The organism is Mesorhizobium sp. YM1C-6-2, assembly GCF_003666685.1.
Taxonomy (GTDB): Bacteria; Pseudomonadota; Alphaproteobacteria; order Rhizobiales; family Rhizobiaceae; genus Mesorhizobium_K.
Genome location: NZ_RCIZ01000005.1, coordinates 311,953 through 327,843, shown reverse-complemented (window position 1 = coordinate 327,843; position 15,891 = coordinate 311,953). Strand labels below are relative to the sequence as shown.

The following is a 15,891-nucleotide window of genomic DNA, read 5'->3' as shown; positions in this document are numbered from 1 at the left end:
ACGCTGGTCCCGGTCCAGTTCGGCGCGTCCCTCTGAATCGCTCAAGCCATCCTGACACCCATTTTCTCAAGGTTTACGCTCTGGATTCCGGGTTCCGCTTCGCGGCCCCGGAATGACGAACAGGCCTACGGCGGCCGCTGCCAGATCGCCTGCAAAATTTTTTGCATCGCAAAATATTGACCGCGAATGATCATTCGCATAAATTGAGAACAATCATTCGCATGAAATGAGAGCGAATGTTCGCTCTATGGAGACCGTGATGGAAGACGGTGTTTTTTTCGAGGCCACGCAGGCCGAGCCGCTTGAAGGGCAGGGGCAGACGCGGGCCGAGCGCCGCGACCAGCAGATCCAGCGCATCCTCGATGCTGCCCAGGCCTGCTTTGTCCGCTCCGGCTTCCAGGGCGCTTCTATGCAGCAGATTTGCGCCGAATGCGGCATGAGCCCCGGCGCGCTCTACCGCTATTTCCCTTCCAAGGAAGCGATCGTCGCCGCCATCTGCGCGGCCGACCGCGAGGACGACATGACCTGTTTTGGCGTCTTCCGCGATGCGACATCCGCCATCGAGGGACTGGTCGACGGCGCAATGGCGCACATCACGCATACCCACAAAAAGGGCAGTGCGGCGCTGTTTGCCGAAATGCGCTCGGAATCCAACCGCAACGGGACAATCCGCGAAACGGTCGACGGCCACAAGCGGGAGATCGCCGAGATGATTGCCCCGCTGGTGCAGGGTGCGATCGATCGCGGCGAGATCGACCCTGTCGTCGATCTGCAAACGCTCATGGCCGTCCTGATGTCGGTCGGCGAGGGCATAGCGATCAACGACCTGCCGGCGCGCGGCATCCCGCTTGACCGGATCGAAACGGCACTCCGCGGCATGCTTGCCGGCATGCTGAAGCCGACCGGAAAAGTGCAGGCCGAAAACGTGCCGGCCGAACAAGCCTGATCCCGAAAACAGCTCCACCTCTTCTCTTCTGGTGATCCTCATGCCCGCCAAGCCAAGTCCTTTTGTGCGCGCTGCAGGGGCGCTGCTCGCCGCCACCATTTTCGGTGGCGTCCCGGCGGCTTCCTTCGCCGCGAGCGAGGCAGCGCCCGTCGTCAGGCAGGTGCCGCCGTCGATCCGCGTCGTCGCGGCCGAGCGGCGCGAGCTCGTCGAGACGCTGTCGGTCAACGGCACGATTGTCGCCCGCGAAGAGGCCGCGGTCGGAACGGACCTCAACGGCCTCACGGTGATCACGCTGAATGCCGACGAGGGCGATGTCGTGAAGAAAGGCGACGTGCTTGCCGTGCTCGACCGCTCGATGCTCGATACGCAGCTCGCGCAGATCGAGGCGAGCCGCGCGCAGGCCGAGGCCAACATCGCCCAGATGCGCGCCCAGATCGGCGACGCGGAGGTCGGCGTCAGGCAGGCGAGGGAAGCGCTCGACCGCGCCGTCGCGCTGCAGAAGAAGGGTTTTGCGCCCGACGCCCAGCGCGACAACGCGGTGAATGCGCTCGACAGCGCCAAGGCCAGGCTCGACTCGGCCGAGAAGGCGCTGAAGTCTTCCGAAGCGCAGCTCGGCGTCGTCGAGGCGCAGCGCCAGAACGTGCTCGTGCAGATTGGCAAGACGGAGCTGCGCGCTCCCGCGGACGGGCTGATCCTTGCCCGCAACGCCACGCTCGGCGGCGTGGTGATGGCCGGCAGCGCGCCGCTCTTTCGCATCGCTATCGACGGTGAGTTCGAACTGGCCGCGACGATCTCGGGAACGGAGCTGCCGCGGCTGGCGAATGGCATGAAGGCGACAATCTCGCTGTCCGGCCTGGAAGGGCTGATCGAAGGATCGATCCGCAGGATCTCGCCTGAGGTGGACCGCGCCTCGCGCCTGGGCTCCATCCGCATCGCGCTTAAGCCCGGTTCGCCGGTCCGTGCCGGCAATTTCGCCCGTGGCGAGATCGAGCTTGTGCGGCGCGAAGGCGTCGCGGTGCCTGTCTCGGCGGTCCTCTACGCCGGCACCGACGCGTTTCTGCAATGCGTGGAGGGCGGCAAGGTGGAGACGCGAACCGTCACGCTCGGTACCCGCACCGACGACATGGTCGAGATTGCGTCGGGCCTTTCCGAGGGCGAAGAAGTGGTTTCTCGCGCGGGCACCTTCGTTGCCGACGGCGACCTGGTGACGCCGGTGCGGATCGAGGCGACGGGAGCCGTCAAGCCATGAACATCTCCGCCTGGTCGATCCGCAATCCGGTCCCGGCGATCCTGCTCTTCATCGTGCTGGTCGCGCTCGGCCTGATGGCCTTCGCCAAACTGCCGGTCACGCGCTTTCCCAATATCGACATCCCGCTGGTCTCGGTCACCGTGACCGATCCGGGTGTCGCGCCGAGCGAGCTCGAGACCCAGATCACCAAGCGCATAGAGGACGCCGTCGCCAACATTTCGGGCGTCAAGAACGTCACCTCGCAACTGACCGAAGGCGTGTCGCAGACGACGGTGGAATTCCGCCTCGAGGTCGATACGCAGACGGCGGTCAACGACGTGAAGGACGCCGTCGAGCTCATCCGCTCCGACCTTCCGCCGACGGCGGACGATCCGGTGGTGGCGCGCATCGACGTCGAAGGGCAGGCGATCCTGACCTATGCGGTTGCCGCGCCCGCGATGACGATCGAGGAACTCTCGTGGTTCGTCGACGATACGATCATCCGCAAGATGCAGGGGCTGAAAGGCGTCGCGCAGGCGGACCGCTACGGCGGCGTGACCCGCGAGATCAAGGTCGAGCTGGATCCTGACCGGCTGAATGCGCTCGGCGTCACCGCCGGCGACGTGAACCGCGCGCTGCGCCTCGTCAATGCCGACATGACCGGCGGCAACGCCAAGTTCGGCAGCCGCGAGCAGTCGATCCGCACGCTCGGCGGCGCCGGGAAGGTCGCCGACCTCAAGGCGCTGGAGATCCCGCTGTCGGGCGGCCGCAAGGTGAAGCTCTCCGACATCGCGACCGTCACCGACGCCTGGGAGGAGCCGAAGACCTTCGCGCGGGTGAACAACGGCACGGTCGTCTCCTTCGCCATCTTCCGCGGCAAGGGCGAGAGCGACGTCGAGGTCAACGAGCGGGTCGCGGCGGCGGTCGCCGATCTGCAGAAAGCCTATCCGGACGTCACCATCACCAAGGTCGACGACTCGGTCAGCTATACGGTCGGCAACTACGATTCCGCCATGGAAACCTTGATGGAGGGCGCCGCACTCTCCGTCATCGTGGTGTTCCTCTTCCTGCGCGATTGGCGCGCCACGCTGGTGTCCGCGACGGCGCTGCCGCTCTCGATCATCCCGACCTTCTGGGCGCTCTCCATGATGGGCTTCTCGCTCAATCTGGTCAGCCTGCTCGGCATCACGCTGGTGGTCGGCATCCTGGTGGACGACGCGATCGTCGAGATCGAGAACATCGTCCGGCACATCAAGATGGGCAAGTCGCCGTACCGCGCGGCGCTCGAGGCGGCCGACGAGATCGGGCTTGCGGTCATCGCGATCTCGGCGACCATCATGGCGGTCTTCGCGCCGGTCTCCTTCATGGGCGGCATCGCCGGCCAGTATTTCAAGCAGTTCGGCCTCACCGTCGCGGTTGCCGTGTTCTTCTCGCTTTTGGTCGCGCGCCTGATCACGCCGATGATGGCGGCCTATTTCCTGCGCGGTCACGGCCATGCCGAGCCGAGGCCCGGCATCGTGATGCGCGGCTACGAGCGGCTCCTGAAGGCCAGCCTGCGCTTCCGCTGGGTGACGCTCGCCGCCGGCATCGCCTTCTTCATCGGCTCGATCTACGCGATGGGCTTCCTGCCGTCGGGCTTCATACCGCGCGAGGACGCAAGCCGCATCACCTTCTCGCTCGAGCTGCCGCCCGGCAGTCGGCTGGACGACACGCGCGCCACCACCGACGAGGTGACGAAACTGATGCTCGACGTGCCCGAGGTGGAGAACGTCTACGTCATCGGCGGCGCGAGCCCAACCGGCACGCAGGAGACACGCCGCGCGACCGTCATCGCCGACCTCAAGCACAAGTCCGAACGCGACGTGCCGCAGCATGAGATCGAAGGCATCCTGCTCGACAGGATGGAAAGCATTCCCGATCTGCGGGCCTATTTCGTCAACGACCGCGGCGAACGGCAGCTCGCCTTCGGCGTGATGGGCACGGATGGTGCGCTGCTCGACAGCCAGGCCCGCAAGATCCAGAGCCAGATGGCGGCGACCGGCATGTTCCGCGCGATCACCTCCAACGCCGCGCTCGACCGGCCCGAAGTGATCATCCAGCCGGACCTGACCCGGCTTGCCGAGCTCGGCATCTCGACCGCTACGATTGCCGAGACGCTGCGCGTCGCGACCATGGGCGATATCGACGAGAACCTCGCGAAATTCACCGTCGGCGACCGCCAGATTCCGATCCGCGTGCAGCTCACCGAGGCCGCGCGCGACGACATCGACGTGGTCAGCCAGCTTCCGGTGACGACGCCGTCCGGAGTGACCGTGCCGCTGTCCTCGGTGGCGAAGATCAGCTTCGGCCAGGGCCCGTCCTCGATCGCCCGCTTCAACCGCGAGAGGCGCGTCGTCATCGGTGCCGACATGGCGCCCGGCGTCGAGCTCAGCGACGGGCTGGGCGCGGTCTGGCAGCTGCCGGCGGTGAAGGACATGCCCGAGGGCACGCGCATCCAGGAGACTGGCGACGCCGAGGTGATGGGCGAGGTCTTCGCCGGCTTCGCGACCGCCATGTCGACCGGGCTGATGCTGGTGCTGGTGGTGCTGATCCTGCTGTTCGGCTCGGTGTTCCACTCCTTCACCATCCTTGGCTCTCTGCCGCTGGCGATCGGCGGTGTCGCGGCCGCGCTGTTCCTCACCAATTCGGCGGTCTCGATGCCGGTGGTGATCGGCATCCTGATGCTGATGGGCATCGTGACCAAGAACGCGATCATGCTGGTCGATTTCGCCATCGAGGAGGTCAAGCAGGGCGTGTCGCGCAGCGACGCGATCATCGACGCGGGGCGCAAGCGCGCGCGGCCGATAGTCATGACCACCATCGCCATGTCGGCGGGCATGATCCCGGCCTCGCTGGCGCTCGGCGACGGCGGCGAGTTCCGTGCGCCGATGGCGATCGCGGTGGTCGGCGGCCTGCTCGTCTCGACGCTGTTGTCGCTGATTTTCGTGCCGTCCTTCTACACGATCATGGACGATGCGGCGATCGGTACGGCGAGGCTGTGGCGCTGGCTGGTGCGGCCGAACGAGGCCGACGAACCGGAGCACCATCACGCGGCCAACGCGAACAGGCTGGCGCCGAGGGAACTGCCGGTCGCGGCTGAGTAAGCCCCTACCTTCCGTTAAGGGGGAGGTCTTTTCGCGTCGCGTCCACCCGAGACGACCATTTTCAATAGCCCATGTCCCAAGCCTGGTTGCTTGAAGATAGCTAATTTGTTATATAGCAAGTTAGTTATATTAATGGGGCTAGCTAATCGTGGATCTAGACGCTGCGTTTTCGGCGCTCGCCGACCCCACCAGACGGGCGATCCTTGCCCGGCTGGCGCTTGGCGAGGCGACGGTGACGGAACTGGCCGCGCCATTCGACATGTCCCAGCCGGCGGTTTCCAGGCACATCCGCGTGCTCTCCGACGCCGGGCTGATCTCGCAGCGGGTCGACGGCACCCGGCGGCCGTGCCGGCTTGAGATATCAGCGATTTCGGAAGTCGACCGCTGGCTCGCGATGCTGCGCGAGGCTCTCACTGCCAACTATGACCGGCTGGATGCGTTGCTGACTGAGATGGAAGCCGAAGGCGGCGAGCCGGCCCGTGAGAATTCAGAAGAGAAGGGAAGACGATGAGCAAGCTGACGCTGAAGACCGAAGGCGACACGCATGTCGTGGTGACGCGCCGTTTCGCGGCTCGGCCGGAAAAAGTCTACCGCGCCCATACCGAGCCGGAGCTATTGAAGAAATGGCTACTCGGGCCGGAAGGCTGGACGATGCCGGTCTGCATCAACGACGCGCGGCCGGGCGGCAAGATCCGCTACGAATGGAGCGACGGCAAGGGCGGCGGCTTTTACCTCACCGGCGAATTCATCGCGCTCGAGCCCCATAGCCGCATCGAGCATGTCGAGCGCATGCACCTGCCCGACCCGACGCCCGACAATCATGTCGAGACGCGGTTCGCGCCGGACGGGCAGGGCACGCTGATGACCATGAGGATGACGCTGCCCGACGCGGCGACGCGCGAGGCGATGCTCGCCACCGGCATGGAAGACGGCATGGAGGAGAGCTACCGGCGCATGGAGAAGGTGCTCTAGGCGAGCCGCCTCTGCCCGGCACCTCTGCGCATCGCTCCCGCCGCCAGTTCCCACCGAGGAAGGCAGCTATGCCGCGCGGCGTTCGTGGCGGCCCTCGGCGATCTCCTCGATCAGCTTGGCCGAGAAGGCGTCGAGGTCGCCGGGATGGCGGCTGGTGACGAGGCCCTGGTCGGTGACGACCTCAGAGTCCTCCCATTTGCCGCCGGCGTTGACGACATCGGTCTTGATCGATTTGTAGGACGTGACGCGGCGGCCCTTCACGATGCCTGCCTCGACCAGCAGCCACGGCGCGTGGCAGATGGCGCCGATCACCTTGCTGTCGTTCCAGAAGCTCTTCACGAAATCGACCGCCTTCGGCTCGACGCGCAGCAGGTCGGGGTTCATCTGGCCGCCCGGCAACACCAGCGCGTCGTAATCCGACGGCTTCGCCTCGTCGAGCGAGCGGTCGACCGGCACGGCGCGGCCCCAGTCCTTCTTCTCCCAGCCCTTGATCTCGCCCGCCTTGAGCGCCACCACGTCGACGGTCGCGCCGGCCGCCCGCAGCTTCTTCAGCGGCACCTCGAGCTCGGACTGCTCGAAGCCGTCGGTGGCGAGAATGGCGATGCGTTTTCCGGAAATGTCCATCGGTTCCTCCTTGTCGGGGTTGAGGAGGAGCAACGGACGGGACGGAGGCCGGTTCCGATCGATTTATGCCGGCGTGCAGGTCATGCCGTTGCGTTGTGCGTTGGCGACGCAGTCGCTGTAGTTGGAATAACCCTGGGTGGACGAGCCGACAATGCGGCCGTTGGAGGCGGTGCGCCGCCAACGCCAGCCGTCGCTTCCATAATAGATCTCCCAGGTGTCGCCGTCACGATCCTTGCAGCTTGCCATGATTTTCTCTTCCCTCAATTCGAAAGGCGGTCTTGTCCGCCGATTCGGCGGGGTTGCGCCACGAATTGAGAGCAATCTCAGGTTGTTATTTTTCGACCAGGCGGTTGTGCCTTGCTGCGGCCATGTCCGTAACGAACATGCGCGGCCGGGCAGTTGGGGGCCATGCTTCGAGGATTTCCATGATCGGATCGACCCGTGTCTGCCGACGCGCGCTGCTATCGGCGCTTGCGCTCGCCCTCCTGCCGGCTGCGCAGTTGCGGGCGGAGGAATGCTGTGATCCGGCCGGCCCGTTCCGGCCGGGCGAGGCCTATGCGGAGGAACCGGCGACCTGCGAGACGATCGGCCACTGGATCGAGCGCGCGCCCGAAGTCGATCGCAGGATAACGCTCACCGTCAGCGGCGCGCTGTCGGCCGTCGAGTCCGACGGGGTGCTTGCATACCTCATCATGTGCCCGGAACCGGGCGTGCAGGTCATGTGCGTCGCCTACAGCGCCAACGACATGCGGCCGGGTGACGTGGTGATGTTCGGTGGCGGCTATTCGCGTGTCGGCGAGAAGCAGGTGATGCTCGATCCGTGCCTGGCTTCGCGGGAGTAGGGCGCTAGCGCCGCTGTGCGAAACCGGCGGGCAGGTCGGCAGGGTCGGCGGGGCTTGTCGTCACGCCGGTGACGGCGGCGCCGCGCGGACCGGATCCGAGGAGGTCGAGCATTTTCTCGACGGCCTCGTCCGAACCGCCGATCAGCGCCGTCACCGAGCCGTCCGGCTCGTTCTTCACCCAGCCGCGCAAGCCGAAGACCTCAGCCTCCCGCTCCGTCCACATGCGAAAGCCGACGCCCTGGACGCGACCGCGGATCGAGACGAGGAGGGCTTTGTCGGGCATGGGCGTGTTCCTGTTCGACGTCTCCTCCGAAGGAGAAGATAAGGCGCGCCGCCCGGTAAGCGCCGCCGCGCCTGACGATACAAGAGCGCGGCGGCGAAACGGTTCCGACCGCGCGGCGCCTGCCTGGAGAGCGGGTGCCGCGCGGGCGTTATTCAGCCTTCGCCCATGCCTTCGGCGGGCTTGGAGGCGCTTCCCTGACGCACCTTCTGCTCGATGCGGGCGCCGACGTCGGCGTCGACGCTCTTCCAGTACTGGAAGGCGCGGCTCAGCACCGGCTCGCGCACGCCGCCGAGCAGGCTGCCGGCGACCTGGTCGACCAGCTTGGCGCGCTGATCGTCGTTGAACACGTCGCGCACCAGGATGCCGGGCTGGCCGAAATCGTCGTCATTGCCGCGCAGCGTGTAGGCGCTGCGGACCATCTCGCCATCGGCTTCCCAGCCTTCCGCCACCGGGCCGGTTTCGTCCGTCCAGGTGCGATCGCCGCTGTTGGGCGCATAGACCGGGGCATTGCCCGAGTGGTGGTAGGCCATGTGGCCGTCGAACATGTAGGTGTTCACCGGCACCTTGGGCTGGTTCACCGGCAACTGGTGGAAGTTGGTGCCGATGCGGTTGCGCTGCGCATCGTTGTAGGCGAAGGCGCGGCCGAGCAGCATCTTGTCCGGCGACAGGCCGATGCCGGGAACCGTGTTGCCCGGCGAGAACGCCGCCTGCTCGATCTGGGCGAAGAAATTCTCCGGATTGCGGTTCAGCGTCATCGTGCCGACCTTGATCAGCGGATAGTCCGCATGCGGCCAGGTCTTGGTCAGGTCGAACGGGTTGATGCGGTAGGTCTTGGCGTCCGCATAGGGCATGACCTGCACCGAAAGCACCCAGCTCGGATGCTCGCCGCGCGCGATCGCGTCGAACAGGTCGCGGCGGTGGAAATCGGCATCCGCGCCGGCCACGGCCGCCGCCTCTTCATTGGTGAAGAATTCCATGCCCTGGTTGGTGTGGAAGTGGTATTTTACCCAGAACCGCTCGCCCTTGGCGTTGACCCACATATAGGTGTGGGAGCCGTAGCCGTTCATGTGGCGCCAGGTGCGCGGCAGGCCGCGCACGCCCATCAGATAGGTCACCTGGTGCGCGCTCTCGGGGTTGTTGGTCCAGAAATCCCACTGCATGTGGTTGTCGCGCAGGCCGGAATCGGGAAGTCGCTTCTGGCTGCGGATGAAGTGCGGGAACTTCATCGGGTCGCGGACGAAGAAGACCGGCGTGTTGTTGCCGACCAGGTCGTAATTGCCCTCGTCGGTGTAGAACTTCAGCGAGAAGCCGCGCACGTCGCGCCAGGTGTCGGGGCTGCCCATCTCGCCGGCGACGGTGGAGAAACGGGCCAGCATCTCGGAGGACGCGCCCTTCTGGAACAGTGCCGCCTTGGTGTAGCGCGAGACGTCCTCGGTCGTCTCGAACACGCCGAACGCGCCGGCGCCCTTGGCATGCGGCTGGCGCTCCGGAACCTTCTCGCGGTTGAAATGCGCCATCTGCTCGAGGAAATGGACGTCGTGGAGCACGATGGGGCCGTCCGGGCCGATGGAAAGCGAGTTGCGGTCGCTTGGCGCTGGCGCGCCGGAGCCGGTGGTGGATCGGACGTTGTGTTGGTCTGACATGGTACCCTCGTGGCAAAGAAAGCTGCGTCGCTAGATACCTAACGGCACGGGCTTTGCAATTCCAGTGAACACTGCGTCAGCACCGGGATTAAATTGTGGCTTAATGTCGCCGCCGGCTGCCCGTGAGGAGGGCGTGAGCAATAAGCGAGCTTCGCGGCGGCGTCTCCCGATGAAAGCGGGGCAAAGCCGCGCCGGACAGGACGTTTTGTGTGGGATTCCGCCCCGCGAAAGGTGGGCGACGGCAAGAAAGCGGAAACCACTGTCGTTAAGCGGGAAACAATTTCCGGCTGGTACGTTTCAGTTGCGTCACATTCGGAGAAATTCGATGCGCACCATGCTGACCGTCGCCGCCGTCGTGGTCTTCGCCGTCAGTACCGGCCTGCTGGAGATGGCGAGCCCCCACACCCGCCCGATGACCGCGCTGCCGCCCGCCATGGGCGAATTCGCCGCCGTCGACCGCACCGTCACCTCGTCGGTTACGCTGCAACGCCTGGATGAGCGGTGAGGGTCGTTGCGCCCGGTTGCAAAGCATCGGGCATTTACGAGCACGACTATTAGACACTAGCCTTTCGGAATGACCGGCTACGTCTACATGACCGCCAGCCAGAAGCGCGGCACCATCTACATCGGTGTCACCAATGACATTGGCCGCCGCATGTTCGAGCATAAGAGCGGGACTGGATCGCGGTTCACCTCACGCTACGGGGTGCAGCGGCTCGTGTGGTTCGAGGAGCATTTCGACATCCGCGACGCGATCCAGCGCGAAAAATCGCTGAAACGCTGGCCGCGGCAGTGGAAGATCGAGCTGATCGAGAAGACGAATCCCGAGTGGTTCGAGTTGTTTCGGGGAACAGGATGGTGAGGGATCCTGCAGGCGCTGCCTCTGCGATTGGCGGCGACCTCTCCCGCTTTCGTCATCCTCGGGCAAACGCAGCGAAGCGGAGTGCGACCCGAGGATCCATGCCGTGACGTTGATCGTGTCTGCCGGCGGCGAGGGCTGGGCGCCGGTTCTGAACCGCCGGAGCGCTGCCGAAATGTAACGGCATGGATCCTAGGGTCTGCGCTGCGTCGCTTCGCTCCTTGCTCCGCCCTAGGATGACGAAGGTGAGGGCGCTTCCGTCGAGCACCCCTCATCCGACCTGGCTCTCACCCCTTCACAGGCTCGGTGGCTCGGCTGGGGTCACCTTCCCTTCCCCTGTGAGGAGGAGGGAAGGTCGTGTGCTTAGATTTCTGGACGCCTCTCGCTCCCATCCTCCTTCGAGGGGCGTGTTCCAGACTCAGCGGCAATTCGCGACATGCGTTTTTCGATGTCCAACGCCAGTAGTTTCGCCAATTCGCGTGCTCTCACAGCGCTTGAAGGCAGGAATAGCTCCTCGCTTCGTAGTGACAAAACTCCCATGGATTGAGGAGCATCATCCGACACAAAGAGTCCAAGCATTCCTACAGACTCCCTAGCCGCTATTGGTGGCCTAATCGTATTCCAAATATGAATCCTCGTTGGTTTTCCGGCGATTTCAATTTCGAAATCGGGAGAAAACCTTACCGAAAAAATGTCGTTGGGACTCGCTGCTTGTACGTCAGCCTTCTGCAGAAGCTTTATCGGACGTCCATTGATCCAATTCATCAGAGCATGCGCTGCAGATATAGCGGACGTTCGTTCTGCGGGCTTCTTTATCGCTAAGAGCCTAGCTTCAGTGGCAGACCAATCTACTCTGCCGCTGACGTATTCCGTGACTATTTTGCGCATAGCTTTATGAAAATCGTACGACCGTTTCGAACCAGCAAAACGCTTTCTGATTTCCGTCTCTCGTGGTTGTGGGTTTAACGCCAACAACTTCATGTATGCGGAAGTTCCAAAAGTGGTCATTACCATCTCCTGTTACGCTTCCGCCTCGACTCAATAGTCCGACTCCCCATATAGTCGCCTTGTCACAGGAGGAGTGTCGCACTCTTTCGCCCCGCAGCGGTTCTCCGATTTGCGGTAGCCAAAGCCGACCCGCTTGGGTCGGCTTTGGTGTTTATGGATCACATAAAGCTCTCCTTATGTGTTTTCATGTTTTGTTCCTTTCGCCGTTTCGGCCCGATCCTAGGACCGGGCCGATGATGTTACGTTTTAGCTTTCAGCGATTTCACGAGCACCCGCTCGTCGCGCCGCAGGTGTCGCACTTCTCGCAGGTGCCGTTCCGCACCATGGTGAAGTTGTGGCACTCGGAGCATTCGCTGCCGGTGTAGCCCTGCATCACCGCCTGGGCGCGGCGCTGTGAGGCCAGCGCCTTGGCGTCGGCGGCTTCCTGCGCGGCGGCGTCGGTGAAGAGCGCGGGGGAGGCGGCTGCCTCTTCCTCGGCGATCTCCTCGGCCAGCTCGTTCGCCCGCTCCTCATAGTCGCGCTTGAAGGCGACCGACCCGTCGGTGTCGGGGCGCACCGCCTGCACCGCGGCCGTCTGCAGTGCGCGGACGTTCGAGCCGGAGAAGGCGGTCGGCGCGGCGCGGGCCGGCGTGGTGGTCCCGGAGGAACCCCCAAAACCCTTGGGCTCCGCCTGGCCGAGCTTCGACACCAGCTTCACCGGCGAGACGCCGCGATAGAGACCCTTCGAGAAGGGCGTCGCCTTGCCTTCAGTGATGCCCTTGCCGAGCGCGGTGTTGTCGAAATTCGACTGGTCGACATGGGCGAGGTCGTGGCGCTCCAGATAGGAGACGGCGAGCTCGCGGAAGACGTAGTCGAGGATCGAGGTCGCGTTCTTGATGGCGTCGTTGCCGACGACCATGCCGGCCGGCTCGAATTTTGTGAAGGTGAAGGCTTCCACATACTCGTCCAGCGGCACGCCGTATTGCAGGCCGAGCGAGATCGAGATGGCGAAGTTGTTCATCATCGCGCGGAAGGCGGCGCCCTCCTTGTGCATGTCGATGAAGATCTCGCCGAGCCGGCCGTCGTCGAACTCGCCGGTGCGCAGGTAGACCTTGTGGCCGCCGACGACGGCCTTCTGGGTGTAGCCCTTGCGGCGGTTCGGCAGCTTTTCGCGCTCGCGGTAGAGCCGCTCGACCACGCGCTCGACGATCTTTTCGGTGACCTGCGTCGCGCGGGCGGCGGCGGGCTGGGCGACCAGCGCCTCGACCACGTCGTCCTCGTCGTCCTCCTCGTCGGCGATGAGCGAGGCGTTGAGCGGCTGCGACAGCTTCGAGCCGTCGCGGTAGAGGGCGTTCGCCTTCAGCGCCAGCTTCCAGGACAGCATATAGGCGTTCTTGCAGTCCTCGACGGTCGCCTCGTTAGGCATGTTGATCGTCTTGGAAATGGCGCCCGAGATGAAGGGCTGGGCGGCCGCCATCATGCGGATGTGGCTGTCGACCGAGAGATAGCGCTTGCCGATCTTGCCGCAGGGATTGGCGCAGTCGAACACCGGCAGGTGCTCGGCCTTCAGGTGCGGCGCGCCTTCCAGCGTCATCGCCCCGCAGACATGGATGTTGGCGGCCTCGATGTCCTTCTTCGAGAAACCGAGCGCCGGCAGCATCTCGAAGGAGAAGTCCGAAAGCTGCTCGTCGGTGAAGCCGAACGTCTCCTTCACCCAGTCGGCGCCGAGCGTCCACTGGTTGAAGACGAATTTTATGTCGAAGGCCGAGGCAAGCGCCGCGTTGACGGCGGCGATCTTCTCGTCGGTGAAGCCCTTCGCCTTCAGCGCGCCGGGATTGATGCCGGGCGCCTGGTTGAGGTTGCCGTGGCCGACGGCGTAGGCCTCGATCTCGGCGATGTCGGCCTCGGAATAGCCGAGCGTGCGCAGCGCCTCGGGCACGGCGCGGTTGATGATCTTGAAGTAGCCGCCGCCGGCGAGCTTCTTGAACTTGACCAGCGCGAAGTCGGGCTCGATGCCGGTCGTGTCGCAGTCCATGACCAGGCCGATCGTGCCGGTCGGCGCGATCACCGTCGCCTGAGCGTTGCGGTAGCCGTGCTCCTCGCCGAGCTCGATGGCGCGGTCCCAGGCGGCCTTGGCGTGCTCGCCGAGCTCGGCCTGCTTGAGGTCGGCGTGGACGAGCGGCACCGGCGCCACCGCCAGCTTCTCGTAGCCGTCCTTGTCGCCATAGGCGGCGCGGCGGTGGTTGCGCATGACGCGCAGCATGTGGTTGGCGTTGCGGTCATAGTCCGGGAAGGCGCCGAGCTCGGCGGCCATCTCGGCCGACGTCGCATAGGCGATGCCGGTCATGATCGCGGTGAGCGCGGCGCCGATGGCGCGGCCCTCGTCGGAATCGTAGGGGATGCCGGAGGTCATCAAGAGGCCGCCGATATTGGCGTAGCCGAGGCCGAGCGTACGGTACTCGTAGGAGAGTTTTGCGATCTCCTTGGAGGGGAACTGCGCCATCATGACCGAAATCTCGAGCACCATGGTCCACAGGCGCACGGTGTGCTCGTAGGCGGCGATGTCGATGGTGCCGTCGGCGTTGCGGTAGGGCAAAAGGTTGATCGACGCCAGGTTGCAGGCCGTGTCGTCGAGGAACATGTATTCCGAGCACGGGTTGGATCCCCGGATCGGGCCGCCGGCCGGCGAGGTGTGCCAGTCGTTCATCGTGGTGTTGAAGTGCAGGCCCGGGTCGGCCGACGCCCAGGCGGCGTAGCCGATCTTCTCCCAGAGCTCGCGCGCCTTCAGCGTCTTCATCACCTTGCCGTCCTTGCGGGCGGTGAGCGCCCAGTCCCCATCCGTCTCGACCGCGCGCAGGAAGTTATCCTTCAGCGAGATCGAGTTGTTGGAGTTCTGGCCGGAGACGGTGAGGTAGGCGTCCGAATCCCAGTCGGTGTCGTAGGTCTTGAAGTCGACCGAGGTGTAGCCCTGGCGCGCGAACTGGATGACGCGCTTGATGTAGTTCTCCGGCACCGCGTTCTTCTTGGCGGCGCGCACCTCGCGCTTCAGCGCCGGGTTCTTGTTGGGGTCGAAGCAGTCGCCATTGTCGGCCTCGCAGTTGACGCAGGCGGACATGATCTTCGCCAGGTGCTGCTTGACGATCTTGGAACCGGTGACCAGCGAGGCGACCTTCTGCTCCTCGTTGACCTTCCAGTCGATGAAGGCCTCGATGTCGGGGTGGTCGGCGTCGACGATGACCATCTTGGCGGCGCGGCGCGTGGTGCCGCCCGACTTGATGGCGCCGGCGGCGCGGTCGCCGATCTTCAGGAAGGACATCAGGCCGGACGAGCGGCCGCCGCCAGACAGCTTTTCGCCTTCGCCGCGCAGCATGGAGAAGTTGGAGCCGGTGCCCGAACCGTATTTGAACAGGCGCGCCTCGCGCACCCACAGGTCCATGATGCCGCCGTCATTGACGAGGTCGTCCTGCACGCCCTGGATGAAGCAGGCATGCGGCTGCGGATGCTCATAGGCCGACTTCGACTTGGTCAGCTTGCCGGTGAAGGGGTCGACGTAGAAATGGCCCTGGCCGGGGCCGTCGATGCCGTAGGCCCAGTGCAGGCCGGTGTTGAACCACTGCGGCGAGTTCGGGGCGACGCGCTGGGTGGCCAGCATGTAGCAGAGCTCGTCCATGAAGGACTGCGCGTCCGCCTCCGACTTGAAGTAGCCGCCCTTCCAGCCCCAGTAGGTCCAGGTGCCGGCGAGACGGGTGAAGACCTGGCGGGCGTCGCGCTCGGAACCATAGCGCTCGGCCTCGGGCAGTTCGGCAAGGGCGGCCTCGTCGGGAACGGAGCGCCACAGGAAGGAGGGAACGTTGTTCTCCTCGACCTTCTTCAGCCGCGCCGGCACGCCGGCCTTGCGGAAATATTTCTGGGCGAGGATGTCGGCGGCGACCTGGGAGAACTGCGCCGGCACGTCGATGTCGTCGAGGCGGAACACGACCGACCCGTCCGGGTTCTTGATCTCCGAAAGCGCCTTGCGGAATTCGATCTCCGAATAGGCGGATTGTCCTGCCTTGGTGAAGCGCCGCTGGATATGCATGGTCCCGGTCCTTTATCTACATGTAGCGTCTGCCGATCGGGCTTTCCCGTCAACCCGCGAAGACGCATGTCCGCCATTGCCGCAGTCGCATGACTGCGGCTTCCTCGTGCCTCGCCGACCCGTCCGCCGCCTTGTCCCCGAGGCTCCCTGCGGAGCCTTGATTTCCCGGCCTGCCGACGAACCCGCGAGGGTCCCTCAATTTGAAACTTTGGTCGATTCCCCATTCAGGGGAACATCACATTATCTAGTGTCGAGTATGCCTGCAAACGCTAAATATAGTGTTAAC

The 15,891-nt window shown here is 64.6% G+C and carries 14 protein-coding genes; 8 read left to right on the top strand and 6 right to left on the bottom strand.

Translation table 11 applies throughout. The features are described from left to right. Nucleotides 1-259: 259 nt before the first annotated feature. The 5 genes from D8676_RS15785 to D8676_RS15765 all read left to right on the top strand — a co-directional run bounded on the left by D8676_RS15785 (nucleotide 260) and on the right by D8676_RS15765 (nucleotide 6,289). Complete coding sequence (locus tag D8676_RS15785; protein ID WP_121582087.1) at nucleotides 260-946, top strand: TetR/AcrR family transcriptional regulator; 687 nt, start codon at nucleotides 260-262, stop codon at nucleotides 944-946. 40 nt (nucleotides 947-986) lie between these two features. Beyond that, nucleotides 987-2,195, top strand: a complete 1,209-nt coding sequence (locus D8676_RS15780; RefSeq protein ID WP_121582086.1) for an efflux RND transporter periplasmic adaptor subunit — start codon at nucleotides 987-989, stop codon at nucleotides 2,193-2,195. After that, nucleotides 2,192-5,317 carry an efflux RND transporter permease subunit gene (locus D8676_RS15775; RefSeq protein ID WP_121582026.1) on the top strand — a complete coding sequence of 1,042 codons (3,126 nt, stop codon included), beginning with the start codon at nucleotides 2,192-2,194 and terminating at the stop codon, nucleotides 5,315-5,317. Before D8676_RS15780 ends, D8676_RS15775 begins: the two co-directional genes overlap by 4 nt. A gap of 145 nt (nucleotides 5,318-5,462) precedes the next feature. Beyond that, nucleotides 5,463-5,828, top strand: a complete 366-nt coding sequence (locus tag D8676_RS15770) for a metalloregulator ArsR/SmtB family transcription factor (protein WP_121582025.1) — start codon at nucleotides 5,463-5,465, stop codon at nucleotides 5,826-5,828. Further along, the gene (locus tag D8676_RS15765) at nucleotides 5,825-6,289 is read left to right on the top strand and encodes an SRPBCC domain-containing protein (RefSeq protein WP_121582024.1); all 465 of its coding nucleotides are present in this window, start codon (nucleotides 5,825-5,827) and stop codon (nucleotides 6,287-6,289) included. The genes D8676_RS15770 and D8676_RS15765 overlap by 4 nt, the downstream gene beginning before the upstream one ends. A 66-nt stretch (nucleotides 6,290-6,355) precedes the next feature. On the opposite strand, the gene D8676_RS15760 is transcribed toward D8676_RS15765, so the two are convergent. Together D8676_RS15760 and D8676_RS15755 are read right to left on the bottom strand one after the other, a co-directional pair. Beyond that, on the bottom strand, nucleotides 6,356-6,913 hold the full coding sequence (locus D8676_RS15760) for a type 1 glutamine amidotransferase domain-containing protein (RefSeq protein ID WP_121582023.1): 558 nt from the start codon (nucleotides 6,911-6,913) through the stop codon (nucleotides 6,356-6,358). Nucleotides 6,914-6,976: 63 nt separating this feature from the next. Continuing rightward, nucleotides 6,977-7,159, bottom strand: a complete 183-nt coding sequence (locus D8676_RS15755) for a DUF1508 domain-containing protein (RefSeq protein ID WP_121582022.1) — start codon at nucleotides 7,157-7,159, stop codon at nucleotides 6,977-6,979. A gap of 179 nt (nucleotides 7,160-7,338) precedes the next feature. Here D8676_RS15755 and D8676_RS15750 point away from each other — a divergent pair, with 179 nt between their 5' ends. Beyond that, nucleotides 7,339-7,755: a hypothetical protein gene (locus D8676_RS15750; RefSeq protein WP_121582021.1), complete on the top strand. Its 417-nt coding sequence runs from the start codon at nucleotides 7,339-7,341 to the stop codon at nucleotides 7,753-7,755. 4 nt (nucleotides 7,756-7,759) lie between these two features. Here the strand turns inward: D8676_RS15750 and D8676_RS15745 are convergent, their stop codons facing one another. Both D8676_RS15745 and D8676_RS15740 read right to left on the bottom strand, forming a co-directional pair. Beyond that, the gene (locus D8676_RS15745; RefSeq protein WP_121582020.1) at nucleotides 7,760-8,038 is read right to left on the bottom strand and encodes an acylphosphatase; all 279 of its coding nucleotides are present in this window, start codon (nucleotides 8,036-8,038) and stop codon (nucleotides 7,760-7,762) included. Between the two features lie 152 nt (nucleotides 8,039-8,190). Continuing rightward, nucleotides 8,191-9,681: a catalase gene (locus tag D8676_RS15740; protein ID WP_121582019.1), complete on the bottom strand. Its 1,491-nt coding sequence runs from the start codon at nucleotides 9,679-9,681 to the stop codon at nucleotides 8,191-8,193. Between the two features lie 325 nt (nucleotides 9,682-10,006). On the opposite strand from D8676_RS15740, the gene D8676_RS15735 reads away from it, so the two are divergent. Both D8676_RS15735 and D8676_RS15730 read left to right on the top strand, forming a co-directional pair. Further along, the gene (locus D8676_RS15735; RefSeq protein ID WP_121582018.1) at nucleotides 10,007-10,186 is read left to right on the top strand and encodes a hypothetical protein; all 180 of its coding nucleotides are present in this window, start codon (nucleotides 10,007-10,009) and stop codon (nucleotides 10,184-10,186) included. A 69-nt stretch (nucleotides 10,187-10,255) separates the two neighbouring features. Next, entirely contained in the window at nucleotides 10,256-10,543 is a 288-nt protein-coding gene (locus D8676_RS15730; protein WP_121582017.1) for a GIY-YIG nuclease family protein, read from the top strand. 360 nt (nucleotides 10,544-10,903) lie between these two features. On the opposite strand, the gene D8676_RS27050 is transcribed toward D8676_RS15730, so the two are convergent. Together D8676_RS27050 and D8676_RS15725 are read right to left on the bottom strand one after the other, a co-directional pair. Continuing rightward, nucleotides 10,904-11,548, bottom strand: a complete 645-nt coding sequence (locus tag D8676_RS27050) for a hypothetical protein (RefSeq protein WP_147448204.1) — start codon at nucleotides 11,546-11,548, stop codon at nucleotides 10,904-10,906. Nucleotides 11,549-11,810: 262 nt separating this feature from the next. Further along, a complete protein-coding gene (locus D8676_RS15725; protein ID WP_121582016.1) occupies nucleotides 11,811-15,605 on the bottom strand; it encodes a vitamin B12-dependent ribonucleotide reductase in 3,795 nt (1,264 codons plus the stop codon). Nucleotides 15,606-15,891 lie beyond the last annotated feature (286 nt).